Here is a 23073-nt window from a genome sequence, read left to right on the forward strand (position 1 = left end):
AAGCGCCTTTGGATATATCCTGGCCCGGTTGATGGCAAGTTTGCCTTTAACAGTTTCAACGCTTTTCATAAGCTTCTACAGGTCCAAACACATGGCGGAGAATTTCATGAAACGGCATACATGCCTGACAGCCCGCATTGCTTTTCTTGGTGCGTGCACATTCATATGGCTTGCCGTTGCCGTGCCGGTCCAGGCCAACATTACGCCGCATCAGGCGATATACAAAATGTCGTTGTCGTCAAGCAGCCCGGCGTCACGCTTCAACGGCGCCTCGGGGGCGGCGGTGTCGCTGATCGAGCGCACCTGCGAGGGGTGGGTCATCAACGAACAGACCGTGATGACCATGCTGACGGTCGCCGGCGGCGAGATACAGCGGGAAATGAACTTCAAGGCACGGGAAAGCCTGAACGGACGCAATTATGTCTTCGAAAGCCATAGCGTTACCAATGGCGTGCCGGAAAAGTTTTCAGGAACCGCACGCTACAAAAAAGACGGCAGTGTCGAAGCAGAGTTCGTAACGCCGCAGCCATTTGAAATGCCGCTGCCCAATGGAACGCGGTTTTATATCGCCACGACGCGCTGGCTATTGGAACTGGCGGCATCGAACAAGCGCACCGGCGAGACGTATGCTTTTGACGGCACCGATGACGAAGGGGCGAAGAAAGTCTCGGCCTTCATCCTGCCCGACAACATCGGCGGCAAGGGAATATCCGGTGACGAGACGCTGCTGGACAAGAAGGCATGGCAGGTGCGTCTGGCTTTTTTCAAGACCGGCACCCAGGTTGCCGTGCCTGAATTCGAGGTATCTCTCAGGCTTTTGGAAAACGGCATCATCACGCACTTCGAACTGATCTTCGACGATCTGGTTGTCGACCAGATTTTGCAAGATGTATTGCCGGCCAAGAACGAACGCTGCAGTTAACCATGTTGGCATATCTTTGTTGTGGCAAATCATTGGAATCGTTAGATTATATATGGTGATTTTCACCGTGGGAGGCGACAAGGGAGGCGACGTCCATGACTGAAACAGCAACGAACCGTCGTGCCTGCGGGGTTTTCTTTGCGCTGAGCGTCGTCATTTTCTTTTTCGTGAGCGAGCGCGCGTTCAGTGCCGAGCGTGGCTTTCTCGGCATGCAGGTGCAGGGCAATTCACCGAAAATTGCCGCCGCACTGGGCATCGACATCGCCAATGGTGTTCTGGTGCGCGACATCAGCGTCGACGGCCCCGCGTCCAATGCCGGCATCGCGCGCGGCGACATCATCATGACCATGCACGGAACCGCGATCGACACCTTCGAACGGCTGGTGCAGGTTGCGGGCAGCCTGAAGCCCGGCGACAAAATCGATGTCGAAGTTTACCGCCTCGGCAAGAAGATCAACCTCAAGATGGATGTGGCGGGATGGCCTGACGGTTGGGAAATCACCCAATCAGCGTTCGCGGCGCAGCCGGACCTTGGCGTCACCTTCGCCGCGCTGACCCCGAAATTGCGCAGCCACATGGGGGTCCGCTGGGGCTCGACGGGGATCGTCGTCTCGGTCTTCAATGACATGTTCGCCGGCGTTACGTCGCTCCGGCGCGGCGATGTGGTCACGCAGATCAATCAAAAACCGGTCTGGGAGCCGCAGCAGTTTCTGCAAGCTTATGCCAAGGCAAAGGAAGACGGCAGGCCAGCCCTGCTGCTGCTGGTCGAGCGGGCGGACGGCTACAAGTATATCCTGCAGCCGATCGTGCAGCCGAAGGAAAATGCTTTACCGCCGCTTTTGAAGCTTCCGGGTCAGAAATAGGCCGCCGGGCTGTAAGCCTCAGCCGCCGCGGGCGTCCTTGATCAATCTTTGCAGCGTATCGCGGTCCAGTGCGCCCGGCACCAACGTGTTGTTGACGACGAAGGCCGGTGTGCCGTTGATGCCGAGGGCTTCCGCCAGTGCCATGTTGTGGCGCAGTTCGGTGTCGATGCGCGGATCGGACATGTGCTTTTTGACGGCATCCTTGTCGAGCCCGATGGAGCCGGCGATATCGAGGATCTTTTCTTCGTTCAGACCGCCCTTGGCGCGCATCAGCGCATCGTTGAAGGGGACGTATTTTTCGCGGATGTTTAAAAACACGCCGAGCGCGGCACGCGACGCGATCAGGGATTCCGGTCCGAGGATTGGAAATTCCTTGTACACCAGGCGCACGTTGCCGTCGCTGCCGACGGTATCCATGACGGTATCGTGGACCCGCTTGCAGTAACCGCAACGGTAATCGAAAAACTCGACGACGGTGACATCGCCCTTGGCATTGCCGCCGACCGGCGAGTGTTTCGCATTCTCGAGCTGTTCGCGCATATCGATAAGGCGTTTCTGCTGGGCGACCTTTTCCGCTTCCGCCTGGGCTTCCTGATGCATGCGCACGGAATCCAGGATGACCTGCGGGTTCTTCATGATGTAGTCGTGGATGAGCTTGTTTATTTCCGATTTCTGCAGGTCGGAAAATGCCTTGTCTTCGGCCAGAACCGGCGCCGAAAGTACAAGTGCCGCAAGCACGGCCGGAACGCAGAAAGCTAAGGCAAGTCGTCGGAACATAGGTACATCCATCCACTGTTTGAGAACGCCCGATGATGGGCGAGCAGGGCGTTGAGGGCAAGCCATTGTGCTCGGCTACAGTGGATGTTCACGGTGTTGTGACGCATTGCTGGCCCATCAGGCCGTCAGGGCCCCGGGACTCAGCGCGTCAGGCGGATTGCGGCGATGTTCATTTCCCCCGGCAACTGCCCGCCGCGGCTTTTCGCCGCCGCCTGCACGGCGACACCGATATAGCGGATGTCCATCTTCGCGGGGTCGTCTTCGGGCCACACCTGGCGGTGGATGAGCGACAGATCGACGGTATCGACCCACCAGCGGTTGGCCTGCTCAGGGCCGCCGCGAGCGATATAACGCGCACTTTCCGGACGGTCCTCGTCGATCCTTGGGCCGACGACGCTGCCGCGCCCGAGCGCGGTTCCGTTCCAGACCATCTGGATAATGCGCGTCACCTTGCCGTCGCCGCCGAAGGACCACCATGATTTGCCGGCTTTCTTACCGGGACCGACGAGGCCGACAATGATGCGCACCGGGTGTGCGCTCCCCCCTGCGATATGCCCGGGGGGCTGCATGTGCCATGCCCAGCTCAGATACGGTGTCGCCAGCAACGAGGCGTTGGTATGGCGCAGTAAGGCAAACGGCGTGCTGGCGGGTTTGACGCCGAGGGCGCGGAAGCGATCGATCTGATGAATGGCCAGCGCGCCCGGCGGCATTTCGCCGGATATTTCCCAGCCGGGCGGGATTTCGCCCTGGCTGACGGCTTCGATAAAGCGCTGATCCGGGCCAAGGACGCTCAACGTGCCGCCGAGTGGCACGGCGTCGCGGGGCGGTGTGCAGCCGGCGGCGGACAATATCACCAGCAACAAAACAAGCATAAAGGATCGCCACGTGTGAACCGGCGTGGCCCGGCGACCGCCGGCGCGGGCTTTCACGGCGGACATTATTTCCGGTTCTTCAGGGCCAGAAGCAGGTCTTCAGCCTGCAGCCATTCCGGCGATCCGCGCGGGAACATTTCGGCGGCACGCCCGGCATGAAACCGAACTTCCGATTCCTCGCCCCGGCGGATGGCGGATTCCGCCAGCGCCAGCGAACTGCGGCCGATATCGCCGAGTTTGCCATAGGCAATGCCGAGATACCGCCATGCGGCAGCTGATTCCTTGTTCCGCGACAGGCCGAATTTAAGATGCTCGACGGCTTCTTCCAGGTCTTCCTTGCGCTGGCTTTCGATCAGGATCTGGGCAAATTCTGTGCGCAGCAAAGGTTCTTCGGGAAGAAGTTCCACAGCGCGGCGAAAGGGCGGCAGGGCTTCTTCGATCTTGCCGTCGCCAAATAGGATTTGCCCTTTGAATTCGAGGAAATACGGATCGTCGGGGATGGTCTGCAGAAGCGAATCCAGTTCGGCAACGGCTTTTGCCGTTTCCGCAGAGCGCGAATAGGCGAAGGCCCGCGCGTAGCGTGCCGGGACGGACGTGTCTTGCACCGGGTAGCGGCGAAGCGTCAGGGCCGGTTGCTCGAAATATCCGACCAGCTTCGCCTGGGTGCGGGCAAAGGCAGCATCCAGTGACGGTTCGGTGGCTTTGTCACTGTTGGACGAGCGGGCGACATGCGCACGCATGGCCTGGATACGGTCTTCGGAAAGCGGGTGGGTGCGCGCATACGGATCCTGGCTGGCGCTGGTCAGGAGTTCCTGACCCTCTAGTATTTCCATGAATTCAAGCAGGCCGCGTGCCGACTGGCCTGTATTGTCGAGGGCCGTCAGGGCCGCCTGGTCGGCGGAGTTTTCCTGCGTTCTCGAGAACGACAGAAAGCCCCGGGTCGCCGCTTGCTGGCCGCCGGCGACGATCGCCCCGCCGATATCGCCCCGGCCTGTGCCGATCCCGGCGGCAACGCCGATGATGGTCGCTATCAGGGCGGTTGCAGAGCCTTGCTGCTGTGCCTTGCCGAGGCGGCTCAGGTGCCCGCCCGCGATGTGGCCGGTTTCGTGTGCGATAACGCCGATCACCTGTGCGGCGTTATCGGCGCGCATCAGCAAGCCCGTATTCATGAACAAACGCTGGCCATCGGCAACAAAAGCGTTAAGTGTCTTGTCGTTAACGAGATGGATCGAAACAGATGCCGGTGTAAGTCCGGCTGCGCGGAAAAGTGGCGTTGCCATCTTGCGAATGGTATCTTCGATTTCGGCATCCCTGATGAGCGGCAAACCTTGAGCCCGCGCGGGCGGAGAAACCGACGCAGAAAGAATGACGACAATGAAAATACTAAAAAAGAAGCCTGATTTCAGCACGCGCTTCACCCTGGGAAACATAATAGAACGTAGTCACGCAACAGTTTGTCGTCAAATGACGGATATGTCATTTGCGCTGAACGCACGCAGGATCATCCCCTTATGCCTGTCAGCGGCGGTTCTCGCCGCGTGCGGGAGTTCGGACGAGGAAGTGGTGACCCGGGGGACACTCGGGTACGTATCCGGGTCCCTGGGCGTGGTCTCCGTCGAAGAACCGCAGGCGGCTTTGGTGGCGCGCGACATACTGTCGGCGGGGGGCACCGCGGCGGATGCGGCGGCGGCCATCGGCTTTACGCTGGCGGTGACCATGCCGTCTTCGGCCAGTCTTGGCGGTGGCGGGGTCTGCATTGCCCGCGATGACCGCGGCGAGAAACCCAAAGTCATCGATTTCCTGCCGCGTGGACCGAAGCTGGCGTCCAGAAATACCGAACGCCCGAGCGCCGTTCCCGGCATGCCGCGCGGACTTTTCCTGCTGCATTCCAGATACGGTGCCTTGAAATGGGGGCAGGTGATCGCGCCGGCGGAAAATCTGGCGCGCTTCGGCTATAATATGCCGCGCGCCTTCGCGGCCGAGTTTTCAAAGGTTTCCGATGTTCTTCTGCGCGACCCGGTAATGGCCCGTGTCTTCAGCAACTCGAAAGGCAAGGCGCTTGGCGAAGGGCAATTCATCAAGCAGTCGGAGCTTGCCGCCACGCTTGGGCGTATGCGCATCCGCGGCATCGGCGAGTTTTATCAGGGTGCCGACGCCAGAAAGTTCACCGAAGCTGTACTTCAGGCAGGCGGTTCACTCAGTTTCGAGGATATGCGCAATTTCCTGCCGGTCATTCGCGACCCGGTTTCATTCCCGGGTGTCAGAAATACGATGTGGCATTTTGCCGGCCCGCCGGCCGCCGGTGGCGCCGTTGCCGCCGAGATGATGGCAATTTTAATGACCGGCCAGCTTTTCAAGGGGGCCGACGATGACGAACGCGAGCATCTGCTGGTCGAGGCCGCGAAACGCGCCTTTGTCGAACGCATGAAAAACATGCAGGCCGACGGCACGTACCGCCAGGGACCCGAGGCACGTGTCGGCGAGGATTATGTCGATTCCGTCGACGATACGATCAGTTTCGATAAGGCGACGCCGCTGAATACCCTGATCCAGACTCCGACCGACTGGCCCGAGACACCGTCAGCGGTCAGTTTCTCGGTCATGGATACGCGCGGCGGGGCGGTCGCCTGTACGCTGACCATGAACAATCTGTTCGGCACCGGCCGCATGGCTGACGGCTTCGGCATTATCCTGGCGGCCGCCCCCGATACGCGCGGGCGGACCTATACACCGCTCGGCCCGGCCCTGTTGACCAGCGAATTGTTCAATGTCAGCTATATGGCCGCTGCCGCTTCCGGCGGCGTGACGGCACCGACGTCGCTCAGCAATGTTCTGGCACGAACCGTTTCGGGGCCGCAAACCCTGGGTGAGGCGGTGGCCGCGCCGCGCACCCATTACGCCGCCGCGCCGGATATCGTGTATGTCGAGCCGGGCATGCCGGCGGAAATCGTCGCGGCGCTTCGTAAGCGCGGCCATGAAGTCGTGGCGACAAAATCCATCGGCAGGGTAGCCGCCGTGCAATGCCCGCAAGGCATGCCGAACGAGGATACGCCGGTGTGTTTCGGCGCCGCCGACCCGCGTGGCTTCGGCTTGGCCATCGGCGGGAACTGAAGCCATGCCTTTGAAAGTCGCCAAGCGCGGACAGGTCGCGCCGTTCATCGTCATGGATGTCATGCGTGCCGCCAACGAGCGCGAGCAGCAAGGCGAAAATATCGTGCACATGGAAGTCGGTCAGCCCGGCACCGGCGCGCCGAAGGGCGTGATCGAGGCGGCGACGCGGGCTTTGCAGACGGAACGGCTCGGCTACACGGATGCATTCGGCATCCCGCAGTTGCGCGAGGCCATCCGGGGCCACTATGCGCGGGTGCACGGTCTCGATGTGCCGGTTGACAGAATTGCCGTCACCACGGGGTCCAGCGGCGCATTCATCCTGAGCTTTCTTTCCGCCTTCGACGAGGGCGACCGCGTCGCGCTGGCGGCGCCCGGATATCCGGCGTACCGCAACATCCTGATTTCACTCGGCATCGAGGTGGTGGAAATTCCGGTCGGCCCGGAAACCAATTTCCAGCCGACACCGGCGCTGCTGGACGCGTGCCAGGGCCGCCTGGATGGTCTGATTATCGCCTCTCCGTCCAATCCGACAGGCACCATGATCGACAAGGCGGGCCTCGACGCGCTGTATGCGTATTGCGCAAACGCGGGCATCCGGTTGATTTCCGACGAGATCTATCACGGCATTACCTATGACGCGCCGGCGGAAACCGTGCTGCGCTTCGGCGACGAGGCCATCGTCGTCAACAGTTTCTCGAAGTACTTCTCGATGACCGGGTGGCGGCTGGGCTGGATGATCGTCCCCCGGGATCTGCTTCGCGCCGTCGAATGCCTGGCGCAGAACCTGTTCATTTCGCCGCCAGCGATATCGCAATATGCGGCGGTCGCGGTCTTTGAGTGCGATGACGAGCTGCAGGAAAATCTCAAACGCTACGCGGAAAACCGGAAGCTGCTGCTCAGCGAACTTCCGAAGGCCGGGTTCGACAAGCTGGCGTCCGCCGACGGCGCTTTTTACATCTATGCCGACGTTTCGGACATGACCAACGACAGTGAAGCGTTCTGTCAGGCGATGCTGGCGGAAACCGGGGTCGCTGCAACGCCGGGCGCCGATTTCGATCCGGAACGCGGGCATCTGTATGTCCGGTTTTCGTTCGCCCGCGATCCGGAAGACATGGCGGAAGCCGCCGCACGCTTAATTCGGTGGCGTAAAAACTAGTCTGAAATCTCAATACTTCGAGACGGGTGCTTCGCACCCTCTTCAGCATGAGAAAACATCGCTACCTTCATTGAGTCATCCTCATCGTGAGGAGCGCAAAGCGCGTCTTGAAGGATGAGGCGGGACCTGTATTCAAAAGAAAGGGCGGCCCGAAGACCGCCCTTAATTTCAGGAATGCGTTGGCGAACGCTCAGTCGCCGCGACGCCACCAGCCGCGCTTGGCCGGTTTTTCTTCCGCATTGAGTTGCGCGACGTCGATGATGGTCGTCTTCGCCATCGGCGACGGCACCGGCTCGGCCTCGGCTACAGGCTCGGCCTCGGCTGCAGGCTCGGCGGCGATTTCGATCACCGGTGCCGCAGCCTCGCCGTCATCATGGCTGGCGCCATTGCCGGGCTTGGCGTCTGCGGCTTTCGCCGGTTTGTCATCGTCAGCGGTTTCCACGACTTCCGGGGCGACTTCGGCCTTGTCTTCGGATGCGGTGTCGTCGGCAGCCTTGGTGTCGGCCTTTTTACTGCGGCGTGCCCGTGGGCGGCGCTTCGGCTTCTCGTCAGCGGCTTTTTCCGCGTCTGCTTTTCCGTCGTCCGTTTGTTCCTGGGCGGCAACATCGTCAGAAGCCGCGGCAGTTTCATCCGCGTCCGGCTGGGCGGCGGCATCCTTGGCCTCGCTGTCCCCGGTTTCGGCGCTCGCCTCAGCTTCGCTGCTGTCGTCACCGGTGCCGGTCTGCCCGTCGTCTGCAGAGGCATCGGCGGCTTCGCCTTCAGGTGTTTCGTTTTCGTTGGCGCCGTCCTCGGCACTGCGATTGCGGCGGCGTCCGGCACGGCGGCCCCGGCGGCGGCGGCGCGGACGTTTCGGCTGTTCTTCGCCATCGTCGTCGCCTTCGGCGCGCTGCTGGTCCTGATCTGCTTCCTGTGCCTCGGTTTCCTCGGCACCGTCTGCATCTTCAGCGGACACGGCGGTCTGCTGTTCGTTCTGGTCCTCGTCCTTGCGGCCTTTGCGGCGGCCCCGGCGGCGGCGGCGTTTGCGTCCGCCTTCCTCGCTGTCGCCATCGTCGTCGCCCGAAGACGGCGACGCAGCCGGCGGTGCGCCCGGGCTTTCAGGGGCCTGCGCTTCGACGGTTTTGCCGTCGGTGCGGACACGGTCCATGCGATAGTCAGGCGGGATCAGGGTGTCGTCGTTTTCCAGGAAGACCCGGAGTTCGTACTCTTCCTCGATCCGGGCCAGCATCTCGCGCTTGTGGTTGAGGATGAAAAGCGCGACCTGGGTCGGGATCCACATGGTGATTTCGGTCGAGCGCTTACGCATCGCTTCTTCTTCGATGATGCGCAGGATCGCCAGCGCCGTGGTATCGGCGGAGCGGCGGATGCCGGTGCCGGCACAGTGCGGGCAGGGCTCGGAATGGATTTCCTGAATGCTCGGACGCAGCCGCTGGCGCGACATTTCCAAAAGGCCGAACGGCGATATGCGGCCGATCTGGATGCGCGCGCGGTCGGTGCGCATGGCATCTTTCAGGACGCGCTCGACCTTGCTCTGGTTGCGGTGGTTCTCCATGTCGATGAAATCGATGACGATCAGACCGGCAAGGTCGCGCAGGCGCAATTGGCGGGCGACTTCCTCGGCCGCTTCGAGGTTGGTCTTGAAGGCCGTTTCCTCGATGTTGCGTTCGCGCGTCGAACGGCCCGAGTTGACGTCGATGGCGACCAGCGCCTCGGTCGAATTGATGACGATGTAGCCGCCCGATTTCAGCTGCACTTCGGGCTGATGCATGCTTTCGATCTGCGCTTCGACACCATAGCGCTGCAGCATCGGCGTGTTGGTTTCCTTGTAGGGCTGCACACGCTTGGCGTGGCTCGGCATCATCAGCTTCATGAAGTCCTTGGCCGTGCGGTAGCCTTCTTCACCGGCGACCACCACGTCCTCGATATCCTTGGTATAGATATCGCGGATCGAACGCTTGATCAGGTTGCCTTCCTCGTGAATCAGCGAGGGCGCGATGGATTCCAGCGTCGTCTGGCGGATCTGCTCCCACAGGCGGATCAGATATTCGTAATCGCGTTTGATTTCCGCCTTGGTGCGCTTGTCGCCGGCGGTCCTGACGATGACGGCCATGCCATCGGGAATGCCGAGATCGGAAAGAATCGATTTCAGCCGCTTGCGGTCCTGCCCGGATGCGATCTTGCGCGAAATGCCGCCACCGCGCGCGGTGTTCGGCATCAGAACGCAATAGCGGCCGGCCAGCGACAGGTACGTGGTCAGCGCCGCGCCCTTGTTGCCGCGTTCTTCCTTGACCACCTGGATCAGCAGAATCTGGCGGCGCTTGATGACTTCCTGAATTTTGTAACGGCGCCGGTCGACAACCGGACGGCGGGCTTTTTCAGCCTCGTCGATTTCGTCCTCGCCGCCGCCGAGTTCTTCGACGCCAGCGTCCTGTTCTTCGTCCTCGAGCGCCTGTTCAGCCGCGCGCTGCGCGTCTTCTTCCTCGGCGATGAGGGCTTCGCGGTCGGCAACCGGAATCTGATAGTAATCGGGATGAATTTCGCTGAAAGCCAGGAACCCGTGACGGTTGCCGCCGTATTCGACGAATGCCGCCTGAAGCGACGGTTCAACCCTGGTTACTTTTGCGAGATAAACATTCCCTTTGAGTTGACGGCGGGATTCGACTTCGACATCAAAGTCTTCGACCCGGTTCCCCGACAGCACAACCACCCGTGTCTCTTCCGGGTGGGAGGCGTCGATTAGCATGCGTTTGGTAGCCATTGAAAAGGTAACTCCGGGGCACGCTGTCGCTTGGCGTCTTGCTAAACCTCTGAACGGTCAAGGGGTGTGCGTGCCGGTAAGTGTGATGAAAACCGGCGGCGCCTCGGGATTCGACAGCGACATGCCACCGGGCGCTTTCGGGCGTCCGGATGTCTCTCGTGTCGATCTTGCGGGCGGCTTGCACCGGCATGTGAAAAAAAACCTCAAATCGGGTGGTGCCGGGATCTAGGCCGACACACAAAAATCTTGGCCCATTGGGAACACGGCACATGGTGCAGTGCACAGGGCGGTCGATCAGAAACTGAATCGCGTATTGCGATACGCTGTTAACATAACCGTAGGATTTCAATTCCACAATGTCATAATGATATGGCCGGACACGCCGAGAATGCTTGAGATCAAGCCTTCCGGGCGTTTATAACGGCTATATATGGTGAATTTTTTGGATCGGCGGACGCAAAATATGGGCAGTAGCGGTCTGCGCCTGTTTTTATTCAGGGGATTCCTCGGCGTATTCCTCTGTGGAATCCTCTGGGGATTCGCGATCGCGCTTGCCCCGTCGGCGGCTTTTGCCGCGGATGCGGAGGTGACCGATATCCGCGTCGGCAAGCATGGGCTCTCGACACGGATCGTCGTAGACCTCGACCGCCCGGTCGAAGCCAAGGTCTTTACGCTGGCGGGTCCGGCCAGGCTGGTCATCGATCTGCCCGAAGTCGGCTGGCGCTTGCCCCCGCGGCCGCTGCCGTCCAACACCGGTTTGTTGTCGAAGCTCAGATACGGTCTGTTCCAGCCCGGCAATTCGCGCATCGTCGTCGACCTTAGCGAGCCGTCGCGCGTCCACGAAGCCATATCCCTGCCGGGGGCGGGCGGGCAGCCTGACCGCCTGGTCATCGATCTGGCCCGGGCAACGGGTAAGGTCTTCCTGCAGAGCGTCGCCGCCCCGCCGATGGTGGTGCGCGGCTCGGAAACCCGGATTGTCACGGCCCAGCCGCAGCTGACACCAAAAGCAAGCCCGATGGCCAAGTCCGTCAAAGTGCCGGTGAAGCCGCAGCCGCCCGCGATCGCACAACCCCAGGCACAACCACAGGCACAACCCCAGGCGCAACCAACGGTGACGGCCAGCGCCAATGTCGGCGTGGGCAATCCAAAACTGGCTTCGCTTCGCGTGCCGAAGAAGCCGCCGGTACCCGGCACATCGCATAAGCGCATTATCGTCATCGATCCCGGTCACGGCGGGGTCGACCCGGGCGCGATCAGCGTCAGCGGTATTTACGAAAAGCACATTACCCTTGCGGCGGCGCGCGCGCTCAAGGAACATCTGGAAGCCACCGGCCGTTTCAAGGTAAAGCTGACCCGCGACCGCGACATCTTCATCCGGCTGCGCGGCCGTATCGAGCGGGCGCGCGAGATGAAAGCGGATCTGTTTATCTCGCTGCATGCCGACACCATCCGCAACAGCGGAGTCCGGGGATTGTCGCTCTATACGTTGTCCGAACGGGCCTCGGATAAGGAAGCGGCGGCGCTGGCGGAACGTGAAAACAAGGCCGATCTGATCGCCGGGATCGACCTGACCCATGAAAGCGCCGAGGTTACCAATATCCTCATCGATCTGGCGCAACGCGAAACCATGAACCAGTCGGCGAAGCTGGCGGCGCTGTTGGTCGATGAATTGGAGAGCCGGGTCAAGATTTTGCAGAATCCGCACCGTTTCGCGGGTTTCGCCGTGCTCAAGGCGCCGGATATCCCGTCGGTGCTGATCGAGCTTGGCTTCCTGTCCAACAAGCACGACGAGCGCGCGCTCAGGTCCAAGTCGCACCGCCGCAAACTGGCACAGTCCATCGCCGGCGCCGTGGATCGCTATTTCACGAAAATCGAGTCCGCCAGCCGCTGATGCGGCGCGTTTTCAAGCGGCCAACAAATCTCTGGAAATATTCGATATTTGCCCTATTTGCCACGGATTGGTCACAATCTTGCGATACGGGATCGTACGGACTCTGCTAATGCCTTCGGTCATGCTAAATAATATCGGCACTGAATAACGGAACCCGCACCGGATTATGAAGTTTCTTCTGCGTTTTACACTGATCACCTTTTCGCTGCTGATTCTTGCCGTGGCCGGCGTCGGCGGCGGGACGCTGTGGGTCCTGCACAAATTCGGCCGCGACCTGCCCGATTACCGTCAGCTTGCGACCTACGATCCACAGGTGATGACCCGCGTGCATGCCGGCGACGGCCGCCTTTTAGCCGAATTCGCCATCGAAAAGCGGGCCTTCGTGCCGATCGAGGCCATGCCCAGGCGCATCATCGACGCGTTTCTGTCGGCCGAGGACAAGTCGTTCTATCTGCATTCCGGGATCGATTTCACCGGCGTGGCGCGCGCCGTCGTCACCAACCTGCAGCACATCGCCACCGGGCGGCGTCTGGTCGGTGCCTCGACCATCACCCAGCAGGTCGCCAAAAACTTCCTGCTGACCAACGAAGTGTCGTTCGACCGGAAGATCAAGGAAGCGATTCTGGCGGTCCGCATCGAGCGCGCCTTTACCAAGGACAAAATCCTCGAGCTGTATCTGAACGAGATTTACCTCGGCTACGGCTCTTACGGTGTCGCGGCGGCGGCGCTGAACTACTTCAACAAATCCCTGAACGAGCTGACGGTCGCCGAGGCGGCGTATCTGGCGGCACTGCCGAAAGCCCCCAACAACTATAACCCGCTCACCAAGCATGCCGCCGCCAAGGGCCGGCGCAACTGGGTCATCGGCCGGATGAAGGAAGACGGCCGCATCTCGGGCGACGAAGCGCGCCTGGCAACGCAGGAACCGCTTTTGGTCGCCAGCCGCGAGGAAACGGAATTCGTCCAGGCCGATTACTTCACCGAGGAAGTGCGCCGTGAACTGGTCGAGCGCTTCGGCGAAGACCAGCTCTATCAGGGCGGGCTTTCGGTGCGCACGACGCTGGACCCGAAACTGCAGACGATTGCCCGCAACGTGCTCAGGCGTGGTGTCGAAGCCTATGACCGGCGGCATGGCTACCGCGGCCCGGTGACAACGGCGCCGGCCGGCCAGCGGCTCGATACGCCGCTCGACTGGCGCACCTATCTCGGTTCCATCGCCAGGCCCAAGGGGACCGGCGAGAAACAGCTCGCGGTCGTCATCGGTGTCGACGATGCCAAGGGCTATGCCAGTATCGGTGTCGAGGACGGCCTGCTCGGCGAAATTCCCCTCGAAGAACTGAAATGGGCGCGCGAGGCGCTTGAGCATCAAAAGCGCGGCGGCGCGGTCAAGAAACCGTCCGACGTTTTGACCGCCGGCGACGTCGTCCTGGTCGAACCGGTGCCGCTCGGCGAAAAGGACAAGAAACCGCAACAGCCCGCCTATAGCCTGCAGCAGATTCCCGCCGTCAACGGCGGCATCATTGCCATCGATCCGCATACCGGCCGTGTGCTGGCGATGGTCGGCGGCTATTCGTTCGAGCGCAGCCAGTTCAACCGCGCCACACAGGCGGCGCGCCAGCCGGGGTCGGCGTTCAAGCCGTTCGTGTATCTGGCCGGGCTGGATATGGGCTTCACGCCGTCGACACGTATTCTCGATGCACCGTTCGTCATCGATCAGGGGCCGGGGCTGCCGAAATGGCGGCCGGCCAACTACGGCAAGAAGTTCTATGGCGCGTCGACGATGCGGCTCGGCATCGAAAAATCCAGAAACCTGATGACGGTCCGCCTCGCGCAGACCATCGGCATGGAACGTATCGCCGAATACGCCAAACGTTTCGGCGTCGTCGATGATCTGCCGCAGACCCTGGCGATGTCGCTGGGTGCGGGGGAGACGACGCTGATCCGCCTGACCACGGCCTATGCGATGCTGGTCAACGGCGGCAAGAAAATCACGCCGACGCTGATCGACCGGATACAGGACCGGCTCGGGCGTTCGGTCTACCGCCACGACGGCCGCGCCTGCCCGGACTGCCGTGCCGATGGCTGGAACAATCAGCGCGTACCGGAAATTCCCGACAACCGGCCGCAGATCACCGACCCGGCGAGCGCCTATCAGATGGTGAGCATGCTGCAGGGCGTTGTCCAGCGCGGCACCGGGCGGCGTATCTCCGAGATCGACAAGCCGCTCGCCGGCAAAACCGGTACCACCAACGAGGAACGCGATACCTGGTTCATCGGCTTTTCACCGGATCTGGCGGTCGGTGTGTTCATCGGCTTCGACGAACCGACGCCGCTCGGCCGCCATGAAACCGGCTCCTCCGTGTCCGCGCCGGTGTTCCGCGATTTCATGCAGGATGCATTGGCCGGACATCCGGCGATCCCGTTCCGCACGCCGCCCGGCATTCGTCTGGTGCGGGTCAACGCGCGCACCGGCCTGCCGATCAGGCCGGGCGAAACGAATGTCATCCTCGAAGCGTTCAAGGAAGGCACGACGCCCAGCGCCGACGCCGGGGTTATCGAGGGGCAGGGATGGTCGGATACCAATTCCGGCACCAGCCTGTCGGGGGCGCCGTCGACCGGAACCGGCGGTCTGTATTAGGGACTACGCGCCCTCGTCCAGGGCGTGACTTATGCGCCCTCGTCCAGGGCGACAAACAACGCCAGCCCCAGCATGGAAGAGCCGGTGATCCATTTCTGAAATTTCAGCGCGCCGGGATGGCGGGCGAACCAGTTGCCGGCCGAGCCGAAGGCGTAAGCGATGAAAAGAATCCAGACCAATCCGCCGGATGCGAACACGGCGCCGTAAAACAGCATCTGCAGGCTGACGTCGCCCAACGCGGCGTCGGTGAACTGCGGCAGGAAGGCGAGAAAGAAGATCGCGATCTTCGGATTCAGAATGTTACAGAAGAACCCCTGACGGTAGAGCCGCCAGTCGTTCCGCGCCGTGCGTGCCGGTTGCAGGTCGATGCTTTCGGCCTTGCTCAACAGGACGCGGAGCCCGAGATAGACCAGATACGCGATCCCCACCCATTTGATGAGAATGAATGCTGCCGGCCACACCTTGAGCAGCGCCGCGAGCCCGAAGGCGGCGGCGAACATGTGCACCAGGATGCCGCTCGAAACACCCAGCGCCGACAGCACGCCGGCGCGCTTTCCCTGGCCCATGGCGCGCGTCGCGACATAGATCATGTCCGGCCCCGGCGCGATATAGAGTGCGAACGAAGCGGCAATGAAGATGCCGAGGGTTGAGAAATCGATTTCCATGCCGGAAGTCTATGCCTGAGGTCGTGCTTATGAAACCCGATTTCTTTTATGACACCCCCCTCACCTAACCTCTCCCCCTTTTCAGGGGGAGAGGGATTAGCGGAACTGTGCCGATATACGTGAGTCCCTCTCCACCACAATTGTGGGGGAGAGGACAGGTGAGGGGGAATGGTAAGGCTTGAGCACAGACGTTCCTACAGGTAAAAACAGCACGAACGAATTAAAGGAACCGCCCGCATGCGCGCAGAATTTCAATCCATGGCCGACGAGATCGAGCAGTCCGCAGGACTGCTAAGGAGGCATCTTTGACTACGATCAGGCCGTCCTCCGTCTTGAAGAACTGAACGCGCTCGCCGAAAGCCCCGATCTCTGGAACGATCCCGACAAGGCCCAGGCCCTGATGCGCGAGCGCACCAAGGTCGAATCCGGGATCAAGGAAGTCGACAGCCTTTACGGCGATCTGCGCGATATCTCCGATCTTCTGGAACTCGCTGAAGCGGAAGCCGACGCCGATGTCATGAGCGAAGCCGAAGCGGCCATGAAGGAGCTGCTCGGGCGCGCCCAGAAAGCACAGCTCAAGACCCTGCTGTCGGGCGAAGCGGACGAGAACGACTGCTTCCTTCAGGTGCAGGCGGGTGCCGGCGGGACGGAAGCGCAGGACTGGGCGGAAATGCTGCTCCGCATGTACACCCGCTGGGCCGACAAACACGGCTACGGTGTCGAGTGGCTTGAAGAAAGCCCCGGCGAGGAAGCCGGCATCAAGTCGGCGACGCTGAAGATTTCCGGCGAAAATGCCTATGGCTGGCTGAAGACGGAAAGCGGCGTGCACCGCCTGGTGCGAATCTCGCCCTATGATTCGTCGGCCCGGCGTCATACCAGTTTCTCGTCGGCGTGGGTGTCGCCGGTTATCGACGACAACATCGATATCGAGGTCGACGACAAGGACCTGCGCATCGATACCTACCGCGCATCCGGCGCCGGCGGACAGCACGTCAACAAGACGGAAAGCGCGATTCGCATCACGCACCAGCCGTCGGGCATCGTCGTGCAGTGCCAGAACGACCGCTCGCAGCACAAGAACCGCGCCCAGGCGATGTCGATGCTGCGCGCGCGCCTGTACGAGATGGAACTGAAAAAACGCGAGGACGCGGCGCAGGCGACCGAGGATACGAAGACGGAAATCGGCTGGGGCCGGCAGATCCGTTCCTACGTCCTGCAGCCCTATCAGATGGTCAAGGACCTGCGCACCGAGGTCGAGACCTCGAACACCGGTGCGGTGCTCGACGGCGACATCGACATGTTTCTGGAAGCCGCGCTGGCGTCGAAGATCAAGGATTCCGAAGAAAACGTGGCCTGAGCGCGGGTCTCATACTTCGAGACGCCCCATAAGTTTCGGGGTTCCTCGGCATGAGGGAACTTTCCAATCCACCTCATCCTGAGGAGGGCCATAGGCCCGTCACGAAGGATAGGTATGTCGACTTACTGAACCACCAGTTCCTTGAACAGCACCGTATGCACCTTTGCCGGGCGGATGATGTTCTGAATGATCTGCACCAGTTCGAAGCGCAAGCGCTCGGACCCTTCCTTGCCGACCACATGCTGGCGTTCCTGGCCGCGGAGGTGCGTCAGGATCGCATCCATCACCTGCATTTCCGCATCCTGCAGACGGGCCACGTCCTCGGGCATCAACTGCACATGGATTACGGCGCGCATGAACGGCGCGCGGCATTCGCCGGTCTTCAGATCGGTTCTGATTTCCGGCAGCGGATGAAACACCGGTTTGCCGAGTTCGAGCTGGGCGTGAAGCTGCGGGCGTTCCCAGCCCATGACGGCATGAACCCAGCCCATGTAAAAGGACAGGCCACCACCGACGACGAGGAAAACGAACACCCCGCCGAGGATCGGAATCAGCAGCTTGGGTTTCGATTTCTTTTTCGAACCCTTGCCTTTTTTGCGTTTCGGATCGTCTTCGTCGGCCATGCCTCGGCCCTCCTGAAATGGCGGAATTTGAATGTGGAAAAGAGAGGTTAGCTCCTCTCCGGTGCTTGGGGAAGGCTGTCGGGATTAATGGCGTAAGTCAGGAAACGATGACCCGGTCACGGCCTTGCGATTTTGCCTTGTAGAGATTCGCATCCGCGTCGCTGATCAGATCGCCGATATCGTTCGATTGATCGGGCTTGATGGCGGCGCCGCCGACGCTGATCGTCACATGACCGCAGACACTGGATGATTTGTGCGGAATTTTCAGGAAGTTGACGGCATCGCGCAAGGTTGCCCCGATCATTTCCGCGCCTTCAATGTTGGTCGACGGCAACACGCAGACGAATTCCTCGCCGCCGTATCGCGCGACCTGGTCGCCCGGGCGATGCACGGACGACGACAGTGCCTTGGCGACCAGCGTCAGACAGGCATCGCCGGCCTGGTGGCCGTAAGTGTCGTTGTATTGCTTGAAATGATCGATATCGACCAGCAGCAGGGAAAGCTCCGAGCCGCTACGGATCGCACGCTGCCATTCGGACCGGATATGCTGGTCGAAGCTGCGCCGGTTGGGAATGCCCGTCAGGCCGTCGACAAAGGCAATGGTCTCGAGATAATCACGGTAGCGTTTGAGCTGCAGGTGGTTTTTGACACGCGCAACGACGACCGGGGCGACGATCGGCTTGGTGACGAAATCGACGGCGCCGATTTCGAATCCCTTGGCTTCATCGGTGTGATCGGAAAGGGCGGTTGCGAAAATGACGGGGATGTTTTCCGCCCCCGGCGTTTCCTTGAGCTTGCGGCAGACCTCGTACCCGTCCATCCCCGGCATCATGATGTCGAGGATGATGATGTCCGGGTTCTCGCGGGCGGCCAGTTCTATGGCTTCTTCTCCGCTGGATGCGAACAGGATATCGCCGAGCTCCTCGAGCGTGCCGCTCATCACCTCGATATTCAGAGGCTCGTCGTCGACAATCAGGATTTTTGCATTGGTAGCAGGTATGTTCACGCCGTACCGCCTTCGTGTCCGCTGAGTTCTTCACTCAGTTTATGCAGGATACTCCGGGCTTTATCAAAGTCGAGCCTTTCAGCGGCTTTTTTCAAATCCCGGAACGTCGGTGCCGAAGACCCGCCAAGCGCACTTTCCAGCTCGTCCAGCCGCTTGCGTGCCGACATCCGCTTCGATGCAAAGGCGGCATCAAGCTCGCCGATCAGCTGGCTGATATCGATGTTTTCGGTTTGCGGTTTTGCGGCGGGCGCAGCGCCTTGCCCGGAACCCGATTCCAGTTGGTCCAGTATTTCCCTGACCCGGATATGCGCCGCGATGACCTTACTGGTGTCGACGTCGGCATCCGGGTTTTCCTTGAAGCTGTCTTCGACAGCGCGGCATTCGCGCTGCAGCTCTTCCGCGCCGATGGTCGCGGCCAGGCCGCCGACCGTGTGGACCAGTCTTGTTGCAAGTTCTGTATCCCCGGCCTCGATGGCGTTGCCAAGCTGGGATTCGAAATCCTCGTACTTCTTGTTGAAGTCACCCAGCAGCCGGTTGAAGAAATCGTTGTCGAGGCCAAGCCGTTTTCGGGCATCCGCAAAGTTGAAGATACCGTCTGTATTGCGGGCGGCCTCGGCATCCGCAACCGGCGGCGCCTTGGGTGGAATTGGCGCTTCGGCTTGCGGCTTCGCTTGCGCTACATCCGATTGTTTGCTTTGCGGCGCCCAGCGGGCAAGGGTCGCGAAAAGGCTCGCCGCATCGATCGGTTTCGACACATGATCGTTCATGCCCGCCGCGAAACAGGCATCGCGTTCCTCGGCCATGGCATGCGCCGTCATGGCGATGATCGGTATTTCGCCCATGCCGGGCAGGGCGCGGATTTGCCGGGTTGCTTCATAGCCGTCCATGACCGGCATCTGCACGTCCATCAGGATAAGGTCGATCCCTTCGGGGTTGTTTTTCATGCGCTCGACGGCGGCCTGACCGTTGTTGACGATGCTGACGTGGACGTCGGCTTCGGCAAGGATTCCGCTAGCCACCTGCTGGTTGATCGCATTGTCCTCGACCAGCAGAATGCGCATGCCCTTGATGGCACGGATCGTTTTCCGGTCGCCCATGCGCTCATGCGTGCTTACGGATCTTGTTGACGCGCCGCCCGCGAAATGGTCGGCAAGGATGTCGATCAGAAGCGAGGTGTTCAGCGGTTTGCTCAGGAACCCTGCAAACCCATGCTGGTCGACCTGATGCATGACATCAATGCGGTTATGCGCCGATATCAAAAATATGGCGGGGATATCGTCCGACGGGCAGGTCGCCATGATTTCCTGTGCCGTATCGATGCCGTTCAGTTCCGGCATCCGCCAGTCGATGATGACGAGGTCATATGCCGCGTCGTTTTCCCTGCTTTCCGCGAACATACGGATGGCCTTGCGGGGGCTTCTTTCGCAATCGATATGGGTGAAATTCAGGCTCCGCAACGTATCGCTGAGGATATCCAGCGCCGTGGCATTGTCGTCGATTATAAGGACGCGCATCTTCGAGGGATCGATGGATGACGGAAGCCTGTCGCTGTCCTCGGTTTCCCGCAGTCCGAACGGCACTTCGACAATGAACGTGCTGCCTTTGCCCGGGGTGCTTTCCACATCGATATGGCCCCCCATGATTTCCGAGAGCTCCTTGCAGATGGTCAGGCCCAGACCCGTGCCGCCGAATTGCCGTGTGGTCGAGGCATCGGCCTGGGTAAAGGGCCGGAAGAGCTTCTCGATCTGTTCCGTCGTCATGCCGATCCCGGTATCGGAAACCGAGAAACGGAACAGGCCGCGGTTGTTGGTTTTCTCGACCAGTTCGGCACGGACAACGACTTCGCCGGATTGGGTGAACTTGACCGCATTGCTGGCCAGATTGGTCAGGATCTGCCCAAGCCGGAGCGGGTCGCCGACGAGCGCGCGGGGCATGTCGGCGTCAATACCGAACAGGAATTCGATGTCCTTGTCCTGGATCGACTCGCTGACAAGCGTCGAGACGTTCTGCATAACGTCGTCGATATGGAAAGGCACGTTTTCAAGTTCGATGCGCCCGGCTTCCAGTTTCGAGAAATCGAGGATGTCGTTGATGATGCCGAGCAGGGCGTGTGCCGAGCTGTGCACTTTTTCCAGATAGTCGCGGGTGCGGGCCGGGATCTCCGTTTTCAGCGCAAGCTGGCTGAGACCGATGATGGCGTTCATCGGCGTGCGGATTTCATGGCTCATGTTGGCCAGGAAGGAGGACTTGGCGACGTTGGCGGCTTCGGCTTTTTCCTGCGCTTCCTTGAGCGCCGTGATATCGACGCGGAATCCAACAATGCCGCCATCAGGCGTTCTGCGTTCGGCTATTTTTAGCCAACGCCCGGATTTAAGTTTTTGTTCTATTGTCATATCGGCCTTGCGGTGGGAAGCAAGCCGGTCAGCGACCCATTCTTCCGGATTCAAGTCCCCAAGATCGTATTCACCGCGCTTGATGCCTTCTCGAATGATATATTCGAAAGTGTTCCCGGGAATTTGTAAGTCGGCGGATTTTGGATAGTACTCGTGGTACTTTTCATTGCACAGGACAAGCTTGTCATCGGCATCGTAATAGACGAATCCTTCGTCCATAACCGAGATGGCATCGAGAAGTCGTGCCTGTGCCTCGTGGGCTTCCTTCTCGGCGCGGACCCGGCGGGTGATATCGGCATAGGTGGTCACGAACCCGCCGCCGGGAATGGGCGTGCCGCGGATTTCAAGGATCTTGCCGTTCGGCCGTTCGCGATTGAATTCGTGCGGCTCGAATTTGCGCGCCAGTTCCAGGCGTTCCTTGATCTGCGCCTCAATGTCGCCCGGCCCGTATTCGCCGCGTTCGGCATTGATGCGGAACGCGACCTCAAGCGGCGTGCCGGGGGGCATTTTTTCCTTGGGAAAATCCAGAAGCTCGTAAAAGCGGTCGTTCATGACGACAAGGTTCAGATTCTCGTCAACCATGGAAATCCCCTGATTGACGGTTTCCAGGGTCAGCGTCAGCAAGTCGCTCTGACGTTTGTTTTCTGTCTGCATCTCATCGATGCGGTACATGTAGCGAATGATGACAATCGCGCCGATGACGATGACCGGCAGCATCGCCAGGCCGGCAATCAGGAATTTCAGGGTGTCCTCGATGGCGCTGTTCGTCGCCCTGAGGGTTTCCTCACTTTGCCTGATGGCAATGTCCTGCAGTCTTTGCATGGCCGCGGATGCCAGCGTGTCGTCGACACGAACGATCTGGTCCACTTCCCTGACCGTCAAGCCGTTTTCGAATGCCAGAACGGCGTCGGCCAGGCGGTCGCGGTATTCCTCGACGACGGCGCGAACCTTGTTTAATTCCTCGATTTCGTTTTGTTCAGGGCCCAGGTCCAGAAGCTGCTGGATCGCGTCCATGGCAAGGGCGACATCGATTTCGGCTTTCGCGCGATAGGTATCGTTCTGGCGCAGCACGTAGTTCTTGAAGTTGTGAATCAGGCCGTCATAGCCCATGCGGTGGTTCAGATCCGTCAATGCCTCGGCTTTGATGGCCTGCTTCACTTGCTGCGTGTGCCAGGCATCGTTGATTTGGCGAACGCGTTCGTAACTGCCGTATATGAAGCCGGAAAACGCTATCGCCAGCATTACGGCGATCCCGATGACCAATCGCGATTCGGTCGACAGGGTTTTGCTGTTATCTCTCATCGATTGAGGGCTCCAGACGCCAAATGCCGGTCATCATAGTGTAACCCGGGGCCTTCCGGGGAAATATGACCGTAGACAAAAGGGCGGCCAAAGTAATTTGGATCGATGATTTACAACAGTCTGCATGCCGCGAGGCATAGCAAAAAGCGGCTATCGGGACTATCGTGGTAAGCCACATGAGGCCGGCCCGGCTAATAGGCGCGCAATCGGCGTCCGCGCGGCGTTTACAGCCCTTTGAGCGTCTCCAGGACGTCTGCGGCGTGGCCCTTGACCTTGACCTTCGGCCAGACATGACGGATCACGCCCTTGGCGTCGAGCACGAAGGTCGAGCGCTGGATGCCCATGTATTTACGCCCGTACATGTTTTTTTCCACCCAGACGCCGAAATCCTCGCACAAGGCGCCGTTTTCGTCGGAAATCAACTTGAACGGCAGAGATTGCTTTTCGACAAAGTTGTCGTGCCGTTTGACGCTGTCTTTGGAAACGCCGACGACAACGGCGCCTGCCTTGTCGAATTCCTTGATGTGATCGCGGAAATCCTGCGCTTCGGTCGTGCACCCCGGCGTCATGTCCTTGGGATAGAAATAGATCACGGCCTTCTTGCCCTTGAGGTCCTTCAGCGATAGAGAACCGCCGCCGTTGACGGGCAGGTTGAAATCTGGGGCCTTGTCGCCGGTATCGAGCATCTGTCGTTCTCCACTTCTGCAGTTATTCAGGTCTTGTCGTTATTACGCCTTAAATT

Annotated in this window: 17 protein-coding genes; 8 read left to right on the forward strand and 9 right to left on the reverse strand. The window is 60.4% G+C overall.

What is annotated here, in order from left to right; all coding sequences use genetic code 11:
- Positions 1-106: 106 nt before the first annotated feature.
- A complete protein-coding gene (locus L2D14_07225) occupies positions 107-922 on the forward strand; it encodes a DUF1849 family protein (protein WNK01212.1) in 816 nt (271 codons plus the stop codon).
- Positions 923-1017: 95 nt separating this feature from the next.
- Entirely contained in the window at positions 1018-1785 is a 768-nt protein-coding gene (locus L2D14_07230) for a PDZ domain-containing protein (GenBank protein WNK01213.1), read from the forward strand.
- A gap of 18 nt (positions 1786-1803) precedes the next feature.
- Here L2D14_07230 and L2D14_07235 read toward each other — a convergent pair whose 3' ends face one another.
- From L2D14_07235 to L2D14_07245, 3 genes are all read right to left on the reverse strand, one after another.
- Entirely contained in the window at positions 1804-2562 is a 759-nt protein-coding gene (locus tag L2D14_07235; GenBank protein ID WNK01214.1) for a DsbA family protein, read from the reverse strand.
- 140 nt (positions 2563-2702) lie between these two features.
- Complete coding sequence (locus L2D14_07240; protein WNK01215.1) at positions 2703-3434, reverse strand: hypothetical protein; 732 nt, start codon at positions 3432-3434, stop codon at positions 2703-2705.
- A gap of 65 nt (positions 3435-3499) precedes the next feature.
- The gene (locus tag L2D14_07245; GenBank protein ID WNK01216.1) at positions 3500-4759 is read right to left on the reverse strand and encodes a M48 family metalloprotease; all 1260 of its coding nucleotides are present in this window, start codon (positions 4757-4759) and stop codon (positions 3500-3502) included.
- Between the two features lie 139 nt (positions 4760-4898).
- Between L2D14_07245 and L2D14_07250 the strand changes: the two genes are divergently transcribed.
- Complete coding sequence (locus L2D14_07250; GenBank protein WNK01217.1) at positions 4899-6545, forward strand: gamma-glutamyltransferase; 1647 nt, start codon at positions 4899-4901, stop codon at positions 6543-6545.
- 4 nt (positions 6546-6549) lie between these two features.
- Positions 6550-7701 (forward strand): pyridoxal phosphate-dependent aminotransferase, encoded by a 1152-nt coding sequence (locus L2D14_07255; protein ID WNK01218.1) that lies wholly within the window; start codon positions 6550-6552, stop codon positions 7699-7701.
- 190 nt (positions 7702-7891) lie between these two features.
- Here the strand turns inward: L2D14_07255 and L2D14_07260 are convergent, their stop codons facing one another.
- Positions 7892-10456: an Rne/Rng family ribonuclease gene (locus L2D14_07260; protein ID WNK01219.1), complete on the reverse strand. Its 2565-nt coding sequence runs from the start codon at positions 10454-10456 to the stop codon at positions 7892-7894.
- Positions 10457-10526: 70 nt separating this feature from the next.
- On the opposite strand from L2D14_07260, the gene L2D14_07265 reads away from it, so the two are divergent.
- The 3 genes from L2D14_07265 (at position 10527) to L2D14_07275 (ending at position 14985) form a co-directional block, all read left to right on the forward strand.
- Positions 10527-10685, forward strand: coding sequence for a hypothetical protein (locus tag L2D14_07265; protein WNK01220.1), 159 nt, complete (start codon positions 10527-10529; stop codon positions 10683-10685).
- Positions 10686-10919: 234 nt separating this feature from the next.
- Positions 10920-12347, forward strand: coding sequence for an N-acetylmuramoyl-L-alanine amidase (locus tag L2D14_07270; GenBank protein ID WNK01221.1), 1428 nt, complete (start codon positions 10920-10922; stop codon positions 12345-12347).
- Positions 12348-12513: 166 nt separating this feature from the next.
- On the forward strand, positions 12514-14985 hold the full coding sequence (locus L2D14_07275; protein WNK01222.1) for a penicillin-binding protein 1A: 2472 nt from the start codon (positions 12514-12516) through the stop codon (positions 14983-14985).
- Between the two features lie 29 nt (positions 14986-15014).
- Here L2D14_07275 and L2D14_07280 read toward each other — a convergent pair whose 3' ends face one another.
- Positions 15015-15650: a LysE family translocator gene (locus tag L2D14_07280; GenBank protein ID WNK01223.1), complete on the reverse strand. Its 636-nt coding sequence runs from the start codon at positions 15648-15650 to the stop codon at positions 15015-15017.
- Between the two features lie 237 nt (positions 15651-15887).
- Between L2D14_07280 and prfB the strand changes: the two genes are divergently transcribed.
- Positions 15888-17007 (forward strand): peptide chain release factor 2 gene (gene prfB, locus L2D14_07285; protein ID WNK01224.1). Its coding sequence is split into 2 segments (ribosomal slippage): positions 15888-15956 and positions 15958-17007, totalling 1119 coding nucleotides; the frame shifts between segments, so codons are not numbered across the junction.
- Between the two features lie 122 nt (positions 17008-17129).
- Here prfB and L2D14_07290 read toward each other — a convergent pair.
- From L2D14_07290 to bcp, 4 genes are all read right to left on the reverse strand, one after another.
- Entirely contained in the window at positions 17130-17630 is a 501-nt protein-coding gene (locus tag L2D14_07290; GenBank protein ID WNK01225.1) for a flagellar basal body-associated FliL family protein, read from the reverse strand.
- Positions 17631-17727: 97 nt separating this feature from the next.
- Positions 17728-18636 (reverse strand): diguanylate cyclase, encoded by a 909-nt coding sequence (locus tag L2D14_07295; GenBank protein ID WNK01226.1) that lies wholly within the window; start codon positions 18634-18636, stop codon positions 17728-17730.
- Entirely contained in the window at positions 18633-22331 is a 3699-nt protein-coding gene (locus tag L2D14_07300; protein WNK01227.1) for a PAS-domain containing protein, read from the reverse strand. The genes L2D14_07295 and L2D14_07300 overlap by 4 nt, the downstream gene beginning before the upstream one ends.
- 224 nt (positions 22332-22555) lie before the next feature.
- A complete protein-coding gene (gene bcp, locus L2D14_07305; protein ID WNK01228.1) occupies positions 22556-23017 on the reverse strand; it encodes a thioredoxin-dependent thiol peroxidase in 462 nt (153 codons plus the stop codon).
- Positions 23018-23073 lie beyond the last annotated feature (56 nt).

This window comes from Thalassospiraceae bacterium LMO-JJ14 (assembly GCA_021555105.2).
Taxonomy (GTDB): Bacteria; Pseudomonadota; Alphaproteobacteria; order Rhodospirillales; family Casp-alpha2; genus UBA4479.

Coding starts and splice junctions, on each gene's coding strand:
- L2D14_07225 (WNK01212.1), top strand. CDS start 107: ATGAAACGGCATACATGCCTGACAGCCCGCATTGCTTTTCTTGGTGCG.
- L2D14_07230 (WNK01213.1), top strand. CDS start 1,018: ATGACTGAAACAGCAACGAACCGTCGTGCCTGCGGGGTTTTCTTTGCG.
- L2D14_07235 (WNK01214.1), bottom strand. CDS start 2,562: ATGTTCCGACGACTTGCCTTAGCTTTCTGCGTTCCGGCCGTGCTTGCG.
- L2D14_07240 (WNK01215.1), bottom strand. CDS start 3,434: ATGCTTGTTTTGTTGCTGGTGATATTGTCCGCCGCCGGCTGCACACCG.
- L2D14_07250 (WNK01217.1), top strand. CDS start 4,899: ATGACGGATATGTCATTTGCGCTGAACGCACGCAGGATCATCCCCTTA.
- L2D14_07255 (WNK01218.1), top strand. CDS start 6,550: ATGCCTTTGAAAGTCGCCAAGCGCGGACAGGTCGCGCCGTTCATCGTC.
- L2D14_07260 (WNK01219.1), bottom strand. CDS start 10,456: ATGGCTACCAAACGCATGCTAATCGACGCCTCCCACCCGGAAGAGACA.
- L2D14_07270 (WNK01221.1), top strand. CDS start 10,920: ATGGGCAGTAGCGGTCTGCGCCTGTTTTTATTCAGGGGATTCCTCGGC.
- L2D14_07275 (WNK01222.1), top strand. CDS start 12,514: ATGAAGTTTCTTCTGCGTTTTACACTGATCACCTTTTCGCTGCTGATT.
- L2D14_07280 (WNK01223.1), bottom strand. CDS start 15,650: ATGGAAATCGATTTCTCAACCCTCGGCATCTTCATTGCCGCTTCGTTC.
- L2D14_07290 (WNK01225.1), bottom strand. CDS start 17,630: ATGGCCGACGAAGACGATCCGAAACGCAAAAAAGGCAAGGGTTCGAAA.
- L2D14_07300 (WNK01227.1), bottom strand. CDS start 22,331: ATGAGAGATAACAGCAAAACCCTGTCGACCGAATCGCGATTGGTCATC.
- bcp (WNK01228.1), bottom strand. CDS start 23,017: ATGCTCGATACCGGCGACAAGGCCCCAGATTTCAACCTGCCCGTCAAC.